Origin of the sequence: Bradyrhizobium sp. ISRA442 (assembly GCF_038085055.1) — a bacterium.
GTDB lineage: Bacteria > Pseudomonadota > Alphaproteobacteria > Rhizobiales > Xanthobacteraceae > Bradyrhizobium.
Genome location: NZ_JALGCN010000017.1, coordinates 71,273 through 85,573 on the forward strand (window position 1 = coordinate 71,273; position 14,301 = coordinate 85,573).

The following is a 14,301-nucleotide window of genomic DNA, read 5'->3' on the forward strand; positions in this document are numbered from 1 at the left end:
GTCCAGGACGACTTGAGGATCCTGATCGGTCGCCGCGTCACCTAACCGCAAGTTGCGGTGCCGCAAATTTACCGCGGCTTATCCTTTGCTCCGTAACGTGCTGTCGAGTCGGCAAGCGGGCTGCTTGCCGGCTGCGCCTGGTTTTCCGCGAATGGAATGGGGTGGGGGAATGTCGGTCAAGTCAAAGTCGAGCACATCGAAGCTGCCAACGCTGCGCTTTCGCGCAAAGATCATCCTCGGGTTCGTGGCGGTGCTCGCCATCCTCGCCGTCAGCATGGCCTTCGCCTATTTCGGCTTCGAGCGGATCGCCGGCGCCGTGACCTCCTACCGTACCAGTGTATCGGAAGCCAACCTCGCACAGACCGTCGATCGCGAGCTGATCGCCTATCAGGGGCTGGCGCGGGCCTATACGCTGACCGGCGCAGCCGATGACGAGACCGCGGCAAAGGCGGCCGAAGACAATCTGAAGGCAGCGATCGCAAGGTCGATGGCGGCGACGACGACCGCCGCACGCCGCGAGCAGGTCGGCAAAGTCGAGGCCGAGTTCCAGCGCTTCACCAAGGTATTCGGCGAGATCATCACGCTGACGCGCGAGAACGGCAAGATCGCGGCGGATGAGCTCAACAGCGTCGGCAACAAGATCCGCTTCAAGTTCGACGATCTCGCCGATACCGCGGCGCTGGCGGGCCTGGGCTCGGTTCAGACCACGGCCAAGGACGTCACCTCGCAATATCTCGCCGTTTCCACCTCAGTCAGCGCCTTCGTCGCCAAGCCGGAGCCGAAGACGTCCGACGGCGTGACCGCGCGCATCAAGTTCCTGGAGACCCTGCTGGTCTCGATCTATGCCAACGATCAGAAGATCACCGACCGGGTCACCGAGATCGGCAACCTCCTGAAGCAATACCGCACCTCGTTCGCCAAGCTGTCGGAGAACGTGAAGGTCATCGTCAAGCTCAACGGCGAAATGACCAAGACCGCGGCATCCATCCTCAAGGCGTCGGGCGAATTGCGGGCGGACGTGACGGCGGACCAGCAGCGCATCGAAGCAAGCGCCAATGCGACCATCGGCGAGACCGAGCGGTTGATGTTGATGATGGCGCTGGGCGGATTGGCCATCGGCATCGTGCTGGCCTTGATGCTCGGCAACGGCATCTCGCGTCCGATGATCGCGATGTGCAAGGCGATGCGGGAATTGGCGTCCGGCAATTTCGACGTCGTGCTGCCGGGCCTCGGCCGCAAGGACGAGATCGGCGAGATGGCCGGCGCGGTCGAGGAGTTCAAGATGCAGGCCGTGGCCAAGGCCGAGCGCGATGCCGCGGCCGGCGAAGCCCAGAACAGGGAGCAGGCGGCCGCCCGCCGGTCCGAGCTGATCCGCTTCGCCGATGATTTCGAGAGCGCAGTCGGCGCCATCGTCTCCAACGTCTCGGCCTCCGCCGTGCAGCTCGAATCGGCCGCCTCGACGCTGACCCGCACCGCCGAGACCACGCAGGCCTTGTCGAGCCAGGTCGCCGGTGTCTCCGAGCAGGCCTCGAGCAACATGCAGTCGGTCGCGACCGCGACCGAAGAGCTATCGGCCTCGGTCGAGGAGATCGGCCGCCAGGTCCGCGACTCCAGCCGCATCGCGGAAGCCGCGGTGGTGCAGGCCAAGGAGACCGACGGCCGCATCGGCAAGCTGTCGCATGCCGCACAGCAGATCGGCGAGGTGGTCAAGCTGATCACCGCAATCGCCGAGCAGACCAATCTTCTGGCGCTCAACGCCACCATCGAGGCGGCGCGCGCCGGCGAGGCCGGCCGCGGCTTTGCCGTGGTTGCGAGCGAAGTGAAGTCGCTGGCAAGCCAGACCGCGAAGGCCACCGACGAGATCTCCTCGCACATCGCAGGGATGCAGGGCGCGACCGCCGAGTCGGTTGCCGCCATCAAGGAGATCGGCGCGACCATCGGTCAGATCTCGACGATCGCGACCTCCATCGCCAGCGCGGTGGAGCAGCAGGGCGCCGCGACGCAGGAGATTGCCCGCAGTGTCCAGAACGTGGCGCAAGGCACCCAGGCCGCCGCCACCGATATCGGCCAGGTCAACCGCGGCGCCGCCGAGACCGGCTCGGCTTCGGAGGAGGTGCTGAACTCGGCCAAGTCTCTCTCCACCGAGAGCACCCGCCTGCGCGCCGAACTCGACCGCTTCATGGGGAATATCCGGGCGGCGTAAGCGCTCGAACCGCGCCACTTGCTCCAATGTCGTGCCGGCCTGCGCCGGGACGACGGCGGAGTTAGATGCGCCGTCCGAGCCTCACTCCCTCCCGAACGCGCGCTTCAACTCCATCTTGGCGCGCTCCAGTCGCGTGCGCTGCGTCTTTGGCAGGGTCTTGCCGGCGCGGTTGATATAGAAGGTCAGCATCGACACCGCCGAGCGATAGGCGCCGGACTTGCGGCGCGAGCTGTGTTCGGCGGAACGCTTCAGTGACGCCGCGATCTTCTTCGGACTCGAGAGCTTGAACACGCCGCGCTTGAGATCGAGCGCGTCGCTTTCCTTCGTCACGCGCTGCGACCAGCGTTTTGGCGCGGCGCGCCTAGCCGTTTTGCGCGCGGTTGTGCCGCGCCTTGCGCTGCTCGTTTTCTTTCGGCGCACCGTCTTGCGCGCACCGCTTTTTCGCGAATGTGTCGTCTTTCTGACCTGAGCCATGCGTCAACTCCTTGCGGCTCCATCGGAAACGGACGGCCTTAGGCAGCGTTCCATGGGAACCTGCCCTTGCTGAAGACGTTGTCGCCGGTGGCAGGCGGAATGCCGCACCCCCATGATCGGACCGACCCCGTCCACAATCTCGTGCCGCGGGGCGGACCGCATCGGTCAGACGCAACAACACAATGGAATTGCAGCAGAGCCCAGCGCTGAATCTTGGTCCTGCGGCCTCGGTAGCAACCGCGTCCGATCGCATCGTCGAGACCAGCATACCTTCACGGCTCGACGCGCTGCCGTGGAGTGGTTTTCACACGCGCGTCGTGCTGGCGCTCGGCATCACCTGGATCCTCGACGGCCTCGAGGTGACGCTGGCAGGCGCGCTCTCCGGCGCGTTAAAGCAGAGCCCGACGCTGCTTTTCTCCAACCTCGATCTCGGCATCGCCAATTCCGCCTATCTCGCCGGCGCCGTTCTCGGCGCGCTCGGCTTCGGCTGGCTCACCGACCGCATCGGCCGCAAGAAACTGTTTTTCATCACGCTCGCGGTTTATCTCTCGGCAACCGCCGCAACCGCGGCCTCCTGGGACATCGCAAGCTACGCGCTGTTCCGCTTCCTCACCGGCGCCGGTATCGGTGGCGAATACACTGCGATCAACTCGACGATCCAGGAGCTGGTGCCGGCGCGCTATCGCGGCTGGACCGATCTCGTCATCAACGGCAGCTTCTGGATCGGCGCGGCGATGGGCGCGGTGGCGGCCATCGTGCTGCTCGATCCCGCTTTCATCGGTCCCGATCTCGGCTGGCGCTTCGCTTATCTGATCGGCGCGACCATCGGCCTTGTCGTGCTGTTGATGCGAATGTGGATCCCGGAGAGCCCGCGCTGGCTGATGATCCACGGCCGTCCCGACCAGGCCCATGCGATCGTCGACGAGATCGAAGGCTCGGTGGTCGGACATCGGCAGGATGACCGCGAAGATTTCGTCAAGGTTCGCCTGCGGATGCGCGACCACACGCCGATCGGTGAGGTCGTACACACGCTGTTTTCGGCGTATCGCCAGCGCGCGCTGGTCGGCCTCGTGCTGATGAGCGCGCAGGCCTTCTTCTACAACGCGATCTTCTTCACCTTCGCGCTGGTGTTGACCGACTTCTACGGCATCAGTGCCGATCATGTCGGCTGGTACATCCTGCCTTTCGCCGCGGGCAATTTCCTCGGCCCACTCCTACTTGGCCGCCTCTTCGATACGCTCGGCCGTCGCACCATGATCATGTTCACCTATGGCGTGTCCGGCCTGCTGCTCGCGCTGTCGGGTTATCTGTTCTCGATCGGCGCGCTCAGTGCGCAGGGCCAGACCATCGCCTGGATGGTGATCTTCTTCTTTGCCTCGCCGGCAGCGAGCGCGGCCTATCTCACCGTCAGCGAGACGTTTCCTCTCGAAGTCCGCGCGCTGGCGATTGCGGTGTTCTACGCGGTCGGCACCGGCATCGGCGGCGTGATCGGGCCGGCGCTGTTCGGCGCGTTGATCGACACCGGCTCGCGCACCAGCGTGTTCGCCGGCTATCTCTTGGGGGCGGTGCTGATGATCGCGGCCGCGATCGTGGCGTGGCGCTATGCCGTCTCCGCGGAGCGCAAATCGCTCGAACATATCGCGCGGCCGCTCGCCTTTATGGAGTAGACTATGAAATCAGACCTTGCGGAAATACCGTTGAGCGACGAACCAACCATACGCGATGACCGGGAAGTGCCGGAAACGGTGCCGGTGCCCCACGCGCTCGTGCCGCATCTCGGCGAGACCGCGATCCTGCTCGACATCGACGGCACGCTGCTCGACCTGATGCCGACGCCGCGCGAGGTCTGGGTACCGCCGGGCCTGTCCGATACGCTCAATCGCCTGGTGGAGCGCACGTCGGGCGCCTTGGCGCTGGTCAGCGGTCGCTCGCTCAACGACATCGACCTGATCTTCGCGCCCGATATCTATCGCGCTGTCGCCGGTCACGGCGCGGAAATGCGCCTGTCCGTGGACAGTGAAGCGGACGACGTGCACGCGCCGCCGCTGGACAAGGAATTGAAGCGCCGGCTGGCTGCGATCGCCAAGCTCAGCCCGGGCATTCTGCTCGAGGACAAGGGCTATTCGCTGGCACTGCACTACCGCCTCGCGCCGCATGCGGAGAAGGCGATCTATGAAGCGGTGTCGCTGATCCGCGCCGACCTGCCCAATGCGCCGATCGAGGTGCTGCCCGGCAAGTTCGTCTGCGAAATCAAGCATTCCGGCTTCACCAAGGCGAGCGGCGTGCGCGAGCTGATGAAGCACGAGCCTTTCAAGGGCCGCCGTCCGATCTTCATCGGGGACGACGTTACCGACGAAACCGTGTTCGCCATCATGCCCGACATGGACGGGCTCGCTTTCTCGGTGGGCCGCCGCGCCATCGGCGTGAGTGGTCACTTCGATGCACCGAGCGACGTGCGTGAGTTCCTCGCGCGTTTGCTCGATGATGCACGAGCCTGATCCGGCCCCGAAGCGCCGCGTCGCGGCGACAAACGCGGAACGCATTTGTGCGGAGATCGTGCTCAAACAACACCTGAGGCGACGTCGACGGTTCGTCGGGCGCTTTAGGTGAAAGCAAGGCAGCGCCACCGCAGAGCCACAATACCTCTCGCGGAGCGCTATGGCGCACGAAATTCATGCTGCGCAACACGACCGCAAAAACTGTCTTTGCAGGCAAATTTCCAGGTTCCGCCGGTAAAAACGGTTCCGTCGCCCGCGCCCGATTTTGGTTTCAATTCGTTGAAACGATGTTCCGGAACCATATTGATGAACATCAGTTAAACGAGGCGGAATGAACAGGAGGGGACGACCTGTGAATCTTGTCGTCGTTTCGAACCGCGTCGCGCGCGGCAAACCTAATGAACCCATGACGGGCGGTCTTGCGGCTGCCTTGCTTCCGGTGGTGGAGCATTCAGGCGCGATCTGGGTGGGTTCCTCGGGTCGCGTGCGCGACGGCCATCAGAAGGAACCGTTCGCCGAGATCGAGGCACTCGGCACGGGTGCCCTGGCGACGCTGGATCTGCCGGCGGCGCATTACGGCGGCTATTACGAAGGTTTCGCCAATTCGGCGCTGTGGCCGGCGCTGCACTCGCGCAGCGACCTGATCCGCGTCTCTCAAGGCGACTATCTCAGCTATCGCGAAGTCAACGCGTTCATGGCGCGCGCACTGCTGCGCTTCCGGAAAACGCGGACCGCGTTCTGGGTGCAGGACTATCATTTCCTCGCGCTCGGCGCGGAACTGCGCGAGCTCGGCGTCGACGATCCGATCGGCTTCTTCCTGCATACCCCGTGGCCGGTGGCCGCGGTAATGCAGGGCGTGCCGAATCATCGTGAGCTGATTACGGCAATGCTGGCCTATGATCTCCTCGGCTTCCAGACCGAGGTGGATCGCCAGAATTTCCTCGGCTATGTCGCCGGCGAGCTGGGCCTCACCGTCGAGGATGGAATCGCGCTCTCGCAGCATGGACGCACGCGCTGCGAGGTGTTCCCGATCGGCATCGATGCGGAGAAGTTCGCGCAGTATGCCGCAAAATCGGTCTCGCATCCTGACGTATCGCGATTGCGCCGCAGCCTCAACGGCGAGCGGCTCGCCATCGGCGTCGACCGGCTCGACTATTCCAAGGGCCTCGTCAACCGCATCAGCGCGTTTGACCGGCTCTGGAGCGAGCAGCCGCAACTCTTGCGCAGCATCTCGTTGCTGCAGATCGCCAATCCCTCGCGCGGCGGCATCGAAGCCTATGGCAATCTCCAGAACGAGGTCGCGCGCCTCGTCACCGACGTCAACGGCCGTCACGGCGAGGTCGACTGGACCCCGATCCGCTACTTGAACAAAGGCTTCAGTCAGGCCGTGCTCGCTGGCCTCTATCGCACCGCGCAGGTCGGTGTGGTGACACCGCTGCATGACGGCATGAACCTGGTTGCCAAGGAGTATGTTGCCGCCCAGAACCCGGCGGATCCCGGCGTGCTGGTGCTGTCGAAATTCGCCGGCGCCGCCAACGAGCTCGACACGGCGCTGCTGGTCAATCCGCATGACATCGACGGCATGGCGCGCGCGATCGCGATCGCGGCCGCGATGCCGCTCACCGAGCGCAAGATGCGCTGGGACGCGATGATGAAGAAGCTGCGCGGCCACACCATCCAGCAATGGTCCGCCGACTTCGTCGCCGAGCTCGAGAAGAGCCGCACCCAGAAAGCGGCCGTCGCGCCGCTCGCCGCCCAACCGCCGCAAGCGCTGCGCTGGCTGAAGTCGGCGATTTCGGGCGTGAGGTTGATCTAGCTCCCAGAACGGCGTGCTCTTACCCTCTCGTCTTGCGGGAGAGGGGGCCTCGCGAAGCGAGGCGGGTCTCCGGGCGTGAATCTCGCGCATCGCATGTGCTGAACTACCCCCTCATCCGATGCGCTGCGCGCGCCAACTTCTCCCACAAGGGAGAAGGGAAGAGAGTGTCTCAATAACAATACGACACGCCATCCAGGATTGCGCAGTTGTGCTTGTTCGGCGCGTTGGGATCGTCCAGCGGCACCGCGCCCTTGCCCTGGCCGACGAACACGCCGGGCCCGACATGCACTGAAGACTTGTTGCCGATGATGACGCTCTGATGCGGCGTCGAGCTCGAGCGCGTGCCGTCCGGCCAGATGATGGCATCGCCCGCAAGCACCCCGCGCCGGCCGTCGTCGCAGCTCACATCGACCCCCTGCCGTGTGCAGATCTGCGCCAGGGCAGGCGCGGCGAAGGTGACGGCAAAGGCTGAGAGCAGGCCCAGCGTGGCGATGGTTTTGCAGATGGTCATGGCGTCCCGAGGTGTGGTTGGCGGTCTGTCCGTGAATCGTCGTGCCAAACCCACCGCTGGTTCATGCGACGGACGACATAAAGTCGCCTCGCGGCGGCTGATATTCTTTTGAAATTACAATGGCTTACGGAAAATTCACCCGATTTTCCTGCAGTCCCTTGCAAAATCATCGCTGCCCCTTCAAGAGAGGGCGCTCCGGAGAGATGGCCGAGTGGCTTAAGGCGCACGCTTGGAAAGCGTGTGTGCGGGAAACCGTACCGTGGGTTCGAATCCCACTCTCTCCGCCAGCGCGTCATCGAATCCTCCGGCCGAATCGCTGGAGAATCATCATTGAGGTGTTTTCACACAGTCTGGACCCAAACGGGACATTGGAAGTGCCGGGGCTCCGCATTCTGGATGGGACAGAATCTTTGCCATCTCGACAGAAATGTTGCGCGGGATCGGCGCTCTCAGCGATTGGGGCGTATCCGGCCCTTTTCGTTGCCGTGAAAACTCCGAGAGACTAATTGCCTCCGCCCACCTGCCTCATTGGTCTTGGTAGGATGTGTGATTGGGAGGATTGTATGCATATAATCGGCCAGCGTTTCGCAAAAGGCGACGGCGTAAGAAGGAAGCCGGCGGCGCCTGTCCCATTGAATTGCAACTCTTTCTCGAATTGGCTTGCGGCCATGCGTTACGCGGACAATTCGCAAAGCGTATCGGTCCGTTCGCTGAAGGGAGGGGATAATCGCCACACCCTGCCCAACCTCCGCCATAGCGAGCAGCGTGTGCGGTGCACGACTCTCGAGCACAATATTGGGCTCGACGTCTGCGAGGCGGCACGCTGCGTCGAACAGCCTTCGGATGGAATAGCCGGGATCCAGTAGCAGCAACGGATAAGAGGCAAGGCGGGTGATGTCTATGAAACCTGCATGGCCTAGCTCTAGGGATGTCGCGCAAGCCGCCAAGGCCTCAGCTGGTGGCAGGACGCGGCTCTCGAAGCGGGGACCCCCTTGTTCAAGTCTGATGCCCACATGAACTTCCCCGCGTTCAAGCATCGCTGTCTGTTCAGCACCGAGTGCTTCAATCAGCTCTACATTTACGTTGGGAAAGCGCTCAGCGTATTGAGGAAGGAATCTCGCCAGCACACTCTCGATCGTGTGCGGTGGCGCGGCGATTTTCAGCACTCCCCTGTCTCCGCGCCGAAGGACCTCCGCGTGTTCGCGGATAGCTTCGAGATCGGTCATTACGCGGCGGCAATCCGCGAGAAGCTGCTTACCTTCTGCAGTTAATACGAGGCCCCGCCCGACACGGTCAAACAGCCTGAGCCCCAACTCCCGCTGAAGATCACCGATTTGTCGCGAAAGCGCGGGCTGTCCAATTCGCAGGCGCACTGCGGCTTTCGATACAGTGCCCAGTTCAGCGACTGCAACAAAGGTTGTTAGGCGCCTCAGATCCATGGTCCAAATTTATGCCTCGCCGGCATGGAATACGAGCACAATTATGCATTGGACGTGGATCCACTCTGGCGGCATGTTTGCCAACAAGCTTGGAATATCGCCTCCGGCATTTCCGGCGAGCGATGCGACCACGAAGATCCGAGCATAAAAGCGGGCTTCTGCTGCACGCCTCTATGAGCGCCTGAGTAGGGAGGATCAGCATGGAGAACAGTAAGAATAGCAGGAATTTCACCACCGAGGGGCGCAAGCCGATTCGACCCTATCTATCCCGTCGGACGGTCCTCGGTCTCGCCGGGGCATTCGGGGTCGCAACGCCGATCGCGATGGTCGGTGGGGCTCGTGCATTGACGGCAGTGAAGAGCGCATCTCTTCCTGATGAACTTCCTCTTTGCCGCACGGCTATGCCAGGGGAAAGGTTATCGGGACCGCAGCGAGCGCTCACACTTGCATGGAATGCGACGTCGATTTGCACGGCGGCGGCCCCTGTCGCAAAGGAACGGGGCATCTTCGCAAAACATAATCTCGACGTTGATTTCATCAATTTCGGTGGTTCGACCGAACAACTCCTCGAAGCGATCGCGACGGGCAAAGCGGATGCGGGCATTGGGATGGCTCTACGTTGGCTCAAGCCGCTAGAGCAGGGATTCGATGTTCGTATCACAGCCGGCGTGCACGGCGGCTGCATTCGGCTGCTCGGGTCCAAGGCTGCCAACATCACGAGCCTGGAATCGCTGCGCGGCAAGACTATTGCCATCAGTGACCAGGCAAGCCCGGCGAAGAACTTCTGCTCCATTGCGTTCGCCAAGATGGGGATTGATCCGGTCAGGGACGTCGACTGGCGCCAATATCCGGCCGATCTGCTTGCGCTTGCCGTTGAGAAGGGCGAGGCTCAGGCACTCACTGACAATGACCCGCGCACCTATCTTTGGCTCAAGGGTGGCAAGCTCAACGAGGTCATGACCAATCTCTCTGGGGAATTTGCCGATCGCATCTGCTGCGTGCTCGCTATCCGAGGAAGTCTGATCCGTAGCGAACCGGCCGCGGCAGGTGCATTGACACGATCAGTACTCGAGGCTGGCGACATGGTCGCTGACCGTCCCGCCGACGCCGCCGCGGCGTACTCGGCCTATGGGGGCAACGGCTCGCTGGACGATCTCGGCGCCATGCTCGCGAGCCACACTCATCACAATCATCCGATCGGGACGGAACTCAAGCGGCAGATCGTATTGTACGCGAGCGAGCTTAAAGAGGTGAACGTGTTCAAGCGAAGCATGGATCCGACGAAGTTCGCAGAACGGGTCTACGTCGACGTCCTAAGCTGAGCGGGCAACAGCCGTGGCGATCAATTCCACCATGGATCAAGTGAGCCGCCCCACAAGGATGGCTCTCGCCCAGCGCCAGAGTTCGATGCGGCGGGCATGGATCCTTGGAATGGCAGCGGCGGCATGGCTCGGAGTCGCCATGCTCACGGGCGTCTGGTCCGACCAGCCGGGAACGGATTGGAGTTACACGGGTGACCTTGCCGCTGCATTTGGTGCGCTCGGCGCTGTGCTCGCATTCGCCACCCTTGCCGGCCCTTGGCTTGGCTGCTTGCCGCGCATGCAGCGCCTCGCACCGTGGATGCTTGCTCTCGCACTGCTTCTCTGTGCTTGGGAGACGGTTACGGCGAAGCTTGGCCTCCTTCCGATGCCATTCTTCCCGCCACCTCAAGCTCTGTTGGAAGTCATAGTTGATGATCGCGTCCGCCTCGTCGAAGGTGTTCTCGCCTCGTTGCGCCTGTTGGCAGGGGGCTATTTTCTTGGCGCCGTGCTCGGTTTCGTCGTCGGCGTGGCCATTGGCTGGTCGAGCGCCGTCGGCTATTGGATCCACCCGGTCTTGCGGCTCGTCGGCCCGCTGCCTGCGACGGCCTGGCTACCGCTTGCGTTCTTTGTCTTCCCATCAAGCCACAGTGCGAGCACGTTTCTGATTGCGCTGGCGACTGGATTTCCGGTTACCGTCCTAACCTGGTCGGGGGTCGCAGGCGTGAGCAAGGCCCATTACGATACCGCACGCACGCTCGGCGCAAACCAAAGCTTCCTCATTCTCAAGGTGACCATTCCGGCGGCGATGCCACACGTATTCGTCGGCCTGTTCATGGGCCTCGGAAACTCATTCGCCGTCCTCGTTATTGCTGAGATGCTGGGCGTCAAGGCAGGTCTTGGTTGGTACCTTCAATGGGCGCAGGGGTGGGCTGCTTATGCCAACATGTACGCCGCACTGCTGATCATGGCGCTCATCTTCTCCAGCTTGATCACCCTGCTTTTCCGCCTGCGTGATCGGCTTCTGGCATGGCAGAAGGGGTTGGTGCGATGGTAGCCCACATGGCAGAGTCGGAACCTGCGCTTCAGGCCGGTATCCCATCGCAGCGGGGAGCCGCGCTCTCGATTCACGAGGTAAGCCATTGTTTCGAGTTGGAGGGACGTCCGCTGCCGGTACTCGAAAGTATCAGCTTGCGTCTCGAGCCTGGAGAGTTCGTCGCAATCCTGGGTCCGAGTGGCTGCGGCAAGTCGACTTTGTTGCGACTGGTTGCAGGGCTCGACTTCCCCACGATCGGCACACTATCCATGGACGGCCAGGCGATTGACGGGCCTGATGCATCCCGCATCATCGTTTTTCAGGACCCAACGCTCTATCCATGGCGCACAGTTTGGAGCAACGTTGCCCTTGGGCTGGAAGCGCGCGGGCTGCTTCGAAGCCATCGCGAACGCGTCGATGACGCGTTGCGACTGGTCGGCCTTGCTTGTTTTCCCACGGCTTATCCACGCCAGCTTTCCGGCGGAATGGCGCAGCGCGCGGCTCTGGCGCGGGCACTGGTCAACGACCCAAAGCTTCTCATTCTCGATGAGCCGCTGGGCCAACTCGATTCCTTGACGCGCATCACCATGCAGGAAGAGCTCGTGCGACTCTGGCAGCGGGCGGGCTTCACTGCGCTTCTGGTCACCCACGACGTGGAAGAGGCCATATTCCTTGCTACTCGGGTCATCGTGCTGAGTGACCGTCCCGCACGTATCAGGGCCGAAGTCGTGAATGCGCGGCCTTATCCGCGTCATCGCGGCGATCCGCATCTGGCAGAGCTTCGGCGTGAAATCATCGGCCATCTGGGGCTTGCCGAGACCTGGTGAGGGCTAAGGGAGCGTCGCTTTGACCGATCTACTCACGCGCATTGAAGATCAGCCGCCCGAGGTGCTGGATGTCATCGCCAGATCGATGAGCATCCGCGCAGCCGAGCCGGCCATGCAATCGATATGCGCACGCTATATGAGGGCAATCGGTGTCCCGGACGCCCACGTGCTCGAGGTCGGCTGCGGCAACGGTGCTGTCACGCAGCTCATCATGCAACACCTGCGCCCAACACGGCTCTTGGGTATCGATCCATCCTCGTTATTCATCAAGATGGCGAACGAAACATTCAACGGTGAGCCACGCGCGTCGTTCGAGCGCGGCGATGCCGCATCTACCGGGCAGCCGGACGCCAGTTTCGATATTGTCATTGCACATACCGTCTATTCCCATTTACTCGACCCCAAAGGTGCATTAGCCGAAGCCTGGCGGGTACTTAAGCCGGGTGGTCAGCTCGTTGTTTTTGACGGCGACTTCGCGACGCTTGGCGTCGCACTGTTCGATGGCGACCCGTTGCAATCGGCAGTGGCCGCGGTGCTGCGCAATATGGTACACGCACCTTACATTATGCGGCGGCTCCCTGTTCTCGCGGCCGCGGCGGGTTTCTGCGTGCAATCGCTGGATCCCCACGGTTACGTGCAGACGACGCACCCCGACTACCTGCTCACTTTGCTCTCGCGTGGAACCAGCGCGGCCGGCCGGGCTGGCGAGATTGGGCAAGCACTGGTGGATGGCTACGACCGGGAAGCGCAGCGGCGCGTTGCCACCGGCACCTTTTACGGATCCATGCTCTTCCTAAGCCTCACCGCGCGCAAGATTGACGATGCGCCATGACCGCTTGTGGCGGCACTTAGCCGACATCTCGAAGCCCCCGCCGTTGCGACGGCAATTGCCTTTCGCTAGTCGCTTGATGGCACTGTTGTCGACGACGGGCCATTTGGTAGGACAGGTTTTTGTCGAAGGCGAATCCCATTTTCCGGCGGTAGCTCAAACGGTGGGTTCGGGTCGAAGAAGGTCGAAAATACTTGATCTTTCAATGAGGATTGACTGACACTCTCTCCGCCAGGGGCGCGATTTCGTGCGTCAAACAACGGGAAATTGGTTTCTCTCGTCCTCGGCGTTCACGATTGCAATTGATGAACACGGTCATCCGGCCCAACCAGTGTTGCTCGGGACTGGATCTGAAGACCTTCAACTTCGCGCTCAAGCTTTGCGACACGATCTTCCAGCCTGAAATTGTAGTCGCCGCGCGGATCGTCCATGCTGAGGGCCTCGGCCCATTCATTCATGCTCTGCCAAAAGCGCTTGAACATCGTTGCGCACTCCTGCGTTTGATCATTGCGGTCATTCTGTCGTCAGTATCACGCGAGCCAGTTCCGACGGATTCTCGACGGCTGAAAAGTGACCGGTATTTTTCAGCGTCACGATTTGCGCGCCAGGGATCTGCGACCGTGTGCGTTCGCGCTCACTGGGCCGAGACCAATCGCTGTCGCCATAAATGAGCGTCACGGGGGCCGCGATCTGCCGATAGTAGTCGCGGGCTTTGCTCCAGGATCGCCAACCTGCCAGCACCTTGCGGGCGGCCCGCTTGTATCCCGAACGGTGGGCGACTTCGTCGAACTCGGCGAGCAGATCGGCCGGCAGTTTGCGGGGGTCGTGATATCCGCCGCCCATGATCTTGCCGAGGATGATCTTGTTTTCGAGCGACGCATTTACCGCGCCGAGAAGCGGGATCTGCAAACTTCCGATGATGAAATTCGCGAGCCAGTTGCCGCGCCTGATGCCGTCGCCGTAGCGGGTCTCGTAATCGTAGGGGTTGATCGCGTAGACCCGCTTCACCCGCTGCGGAAGCGATGCCGCCACCGTGAGCGCCAATGCGCCGCCGATCGACTCGCCGACAATTGTCACCGCCGAGAGATCCAGTTCCTCGATGAAGCGAATGACGGCCCGTCTGAAATAGGGTTCGTCGAAGCTCGCGCTCGGATCGATCGGTGAGTGTCCGTGGCCCGGCAGGTCAATGGCGTACACCGTGTGCGATCCGGCGAGGAGCGGCGCGAGACTGCGGAAATATTCGAGCTGCGTCCGGATGGTATGGATCAGCAGCAGCGGAGGCCCGCTGCCGATCTTTTGAAACCGGACACTCAGCGTGTCCGATATCTTGAGCAGATTTGGTTTGTCGCCAGTCACGCTGAGCATTCGAT

At 62.3% G+C, this 14,301-nt stretch carries 14 protein-coding genes, 1 tRNA gene and 1 pseudogene; 10 read left to right on the forward strand and 6 right to left on the reverse strand.

The genetic code is table 11. The features are described 5' to 3' along the window. Positions 1-169 precede the first annotated feature (169 nt). A complete protein-coding gene (locus tag MTR72_RS28840) occupies positions 170-2,203 on the forward strand; it encodes a methyl-accepting chemotaxis protein (RefSeq protein ID WP_280967784.1) in 2,034 nt (677 codons plus the stop codon). 81 nt (positions 2,204-2,284) lie between these two features. Here MTR72_RS28840 and MTR72_RS28845 read toward each other — a convergent pair whose 3' ends face one another. Continuing rightward, positions 2,285-2,677: a DUF3175 domain-containing protein gene (locus tag MTR72_RS28845; RefSeq protein WP_280967785.1), complete on the reverse strand. Its 393-nt coding sequence runs from the start codon at positions 2,675-2,677 to the stop codon at positions 2,285-2,287. Between the two features lie 182 nt (positions 2,678-2,859). Between MTR72_RS28845 and MTR72_RS28850 the strand changes: the two genes are divergently transcribed. The 4 genes from MTR72_RS28850 to MTR72_RS28865 all read left to right on the forward strand — a co-directional run bounded on the left by MTR72_RS28850 (position 2,860) and on the right by MTR72_RS28865 (position 6,991). After that, a complete protein-coding gene (locus MTR72_RS28850; RefSeq protein WP_280967786.1) occupies positions 2,860-4,344 on the forward strand; it encodes an MFS transporter in 1,485 nt (494 codons plus the stop codon). A 3-nt stretch (positions 4,345-4,347) separates the two neighbouring features. Further along, positions 4,348-5,175, forward strand: a complete 828-nt coding sequence (gene otsB, locus MTR72_RS28855) for a trehalose-phosphatase (protein WP_280967787.1) — start codon at positions 4,348-4,350, stop codon at positions 5,173-5,175. 176 nt (positions 5,176-5,351) lie between these two features. Then, positions 5,352-5,510: a hypothetical protein gene (locus MTR72_RS28860; RefSeq protein ID WP_280967788.1), complete on the forward strand. Its 159-nt coding sequence runs from the start codon at positions 5,352-5,354 to the stop codon at positions 5,508-5,510. 17 nt (positions 5,511-5,527) lie between these two features. Beyond that, positions 5,528-6,991, forward strand: a complete 1,464-nt coding sequence (locus MTR72_RS28865; RefSeq protein WP_280967789.1) for a trehalose-6-phosphate synthase — start codon at positions 5,528-5,530, stop codon at positions 6,989-6,991. A gap of 169 nt (positions 6,992-7,160) precedes the next feature. Here MTR72_RS28865 and MTR72_RS28870 read toward each other — a convergent pair whose 3' ends face one another. After that, positions 7,161-7,502 (reverse strand): hypothetical protein, encoded by a 342-nt coding sequence (locus MTR72_RS28870; protein ID WP_280967790.1) that lies wholly within the window; start codon positions 7,500-7,502, stop codon positions 7,161-7,163. 197 nt (positions 7,503-7,699) lie between these two features. Between MTR72_RS28870 and MTR72_RS28875 the strand changes: the two genes are divergently transcribed. Beyond that, positions 7,700-7,789 (forward strand) — tRNA-Ser (locus MTR72_RS28875). A 162-nt stretch (positions 7,790-7,951) separates the two neighbouring features. Here MTR72_RS28875 and MTR72_RS28880 read toward each other — a convergent pair. Together MTR72_RS28880 and MTR72_RS40555 are read right to left on the reverse strand one after the other, a co-directional pair. Further along, positions 7,952-8,728 carry a LysR family transcriptional regulator substrate-binding protein gene (locus MTR72_RS28880; RefSeq protein WP_280967791.1) on the reverse strand — a complete coding sequence of 259 codons (777 nt, stop codon included), beginning with the start codon at positions 8,726-8,728 and terminating at the stop codon, positions 7,952-7,954. A gap of 39 nt (positions 8,729-8,767) precedes the next feature. After that, a pseudogene (locus tag MTR72_RS40555) lies at positions 8,768-8,941 on the reverse strand (LysR family transcriptional regulator); the annotation flags it as partial. A 200-nt stretch (positions 8,942-9,141) separates the two neighbouring features. Here MTR72_RS40555 and MTR72_RS28885 point away from each other — a divergent pair. From MTR72_RS28885 to MTR72_RS28900, 4 genes are read left to right on the forward strand one after another with little or no spacing between them, the layout of a single operon-like run. Beyond that, positions 9,142-10,263 carry an ABC transporter substrate-binding protein gene (locus MTR72_RS28885; protein ID WP_280967792.1) on the forward strand — a complete coding sequence of 374 codons (1,122 nt, stop codon included), beginning with the start codon at positions 9,142-9,144 and terminating at the stop codon, positions 10,261-10,263. A 58-nt stretch (positions 10,264-10,321) separates the two neighbouring features. After that, the gene (locus MTR72_RS28890) at positions 10,322-11,296 is read left to right on the forward strand and encodes an ABC transporter permease (protein WP_280971171.1); all 975 of its coding nucleotides are present in this window, start codon (positions 10,322-10,324) and stop codon (positions 11,294-11,296) included. A gap of 5 nt (positions 11,297-11,301) precedes the next feature. Next, positions 11,302-12,102: an ABC transporter ATP-binding protein gene (locus MTR72_RS28895; RefSeq protein WP_280967793.1), complete on the forward strand. Its 801-nt coding sequence runs from the start codon at positions 11,302-11,304 to the stop codon at positions 12,100-12,102. A 19-nt stretch (positions 12,103-12,121) separates the two neighbouring features. Next, positions 12,122-12,934 carry a methyltransferase domain-containing protein gene (locus MTR72_RS28900; RefSeq protein ID WP_280967794.1) on the forward strand — a complete coding sequence of 271 codons (813 nt, stop codon included), beginning with the start codon at positions 12,122-12,124 and terminating at the stop codon, positions 12,932-12,934. Between the two features lie 287 nt (positions 12,935-13,221). Here MTR72_RS28900 and MTR72_RS28905 read toward each other — a convergent pair whose 3' ends face one another. Continuing rightward, positions 13,222-13,413, reverse strand: coding sequence for a hypothetical protein (locus MTR72_RS28905; RefSeq protein WP_280967795.1), 192 nt, complete (start codon positions 13,411-13,413; stop codon positions 13,222-13,224). Positions 13,414-13,444: 31 nt separating this feature from the next. Beyond that, complete coding sequence (locus MTR72_RS28910) at positions 13,445-14,296, reverse strand: alpha/beta fold hydrolase (RefSeq protein ID WP_280967796.1); 852 nt, start codon at positions 14,294-14,296, stop codon at positions 13,445-13,447. Positions 14,297-14,301 lie beyond the last annotated feature (5 nt).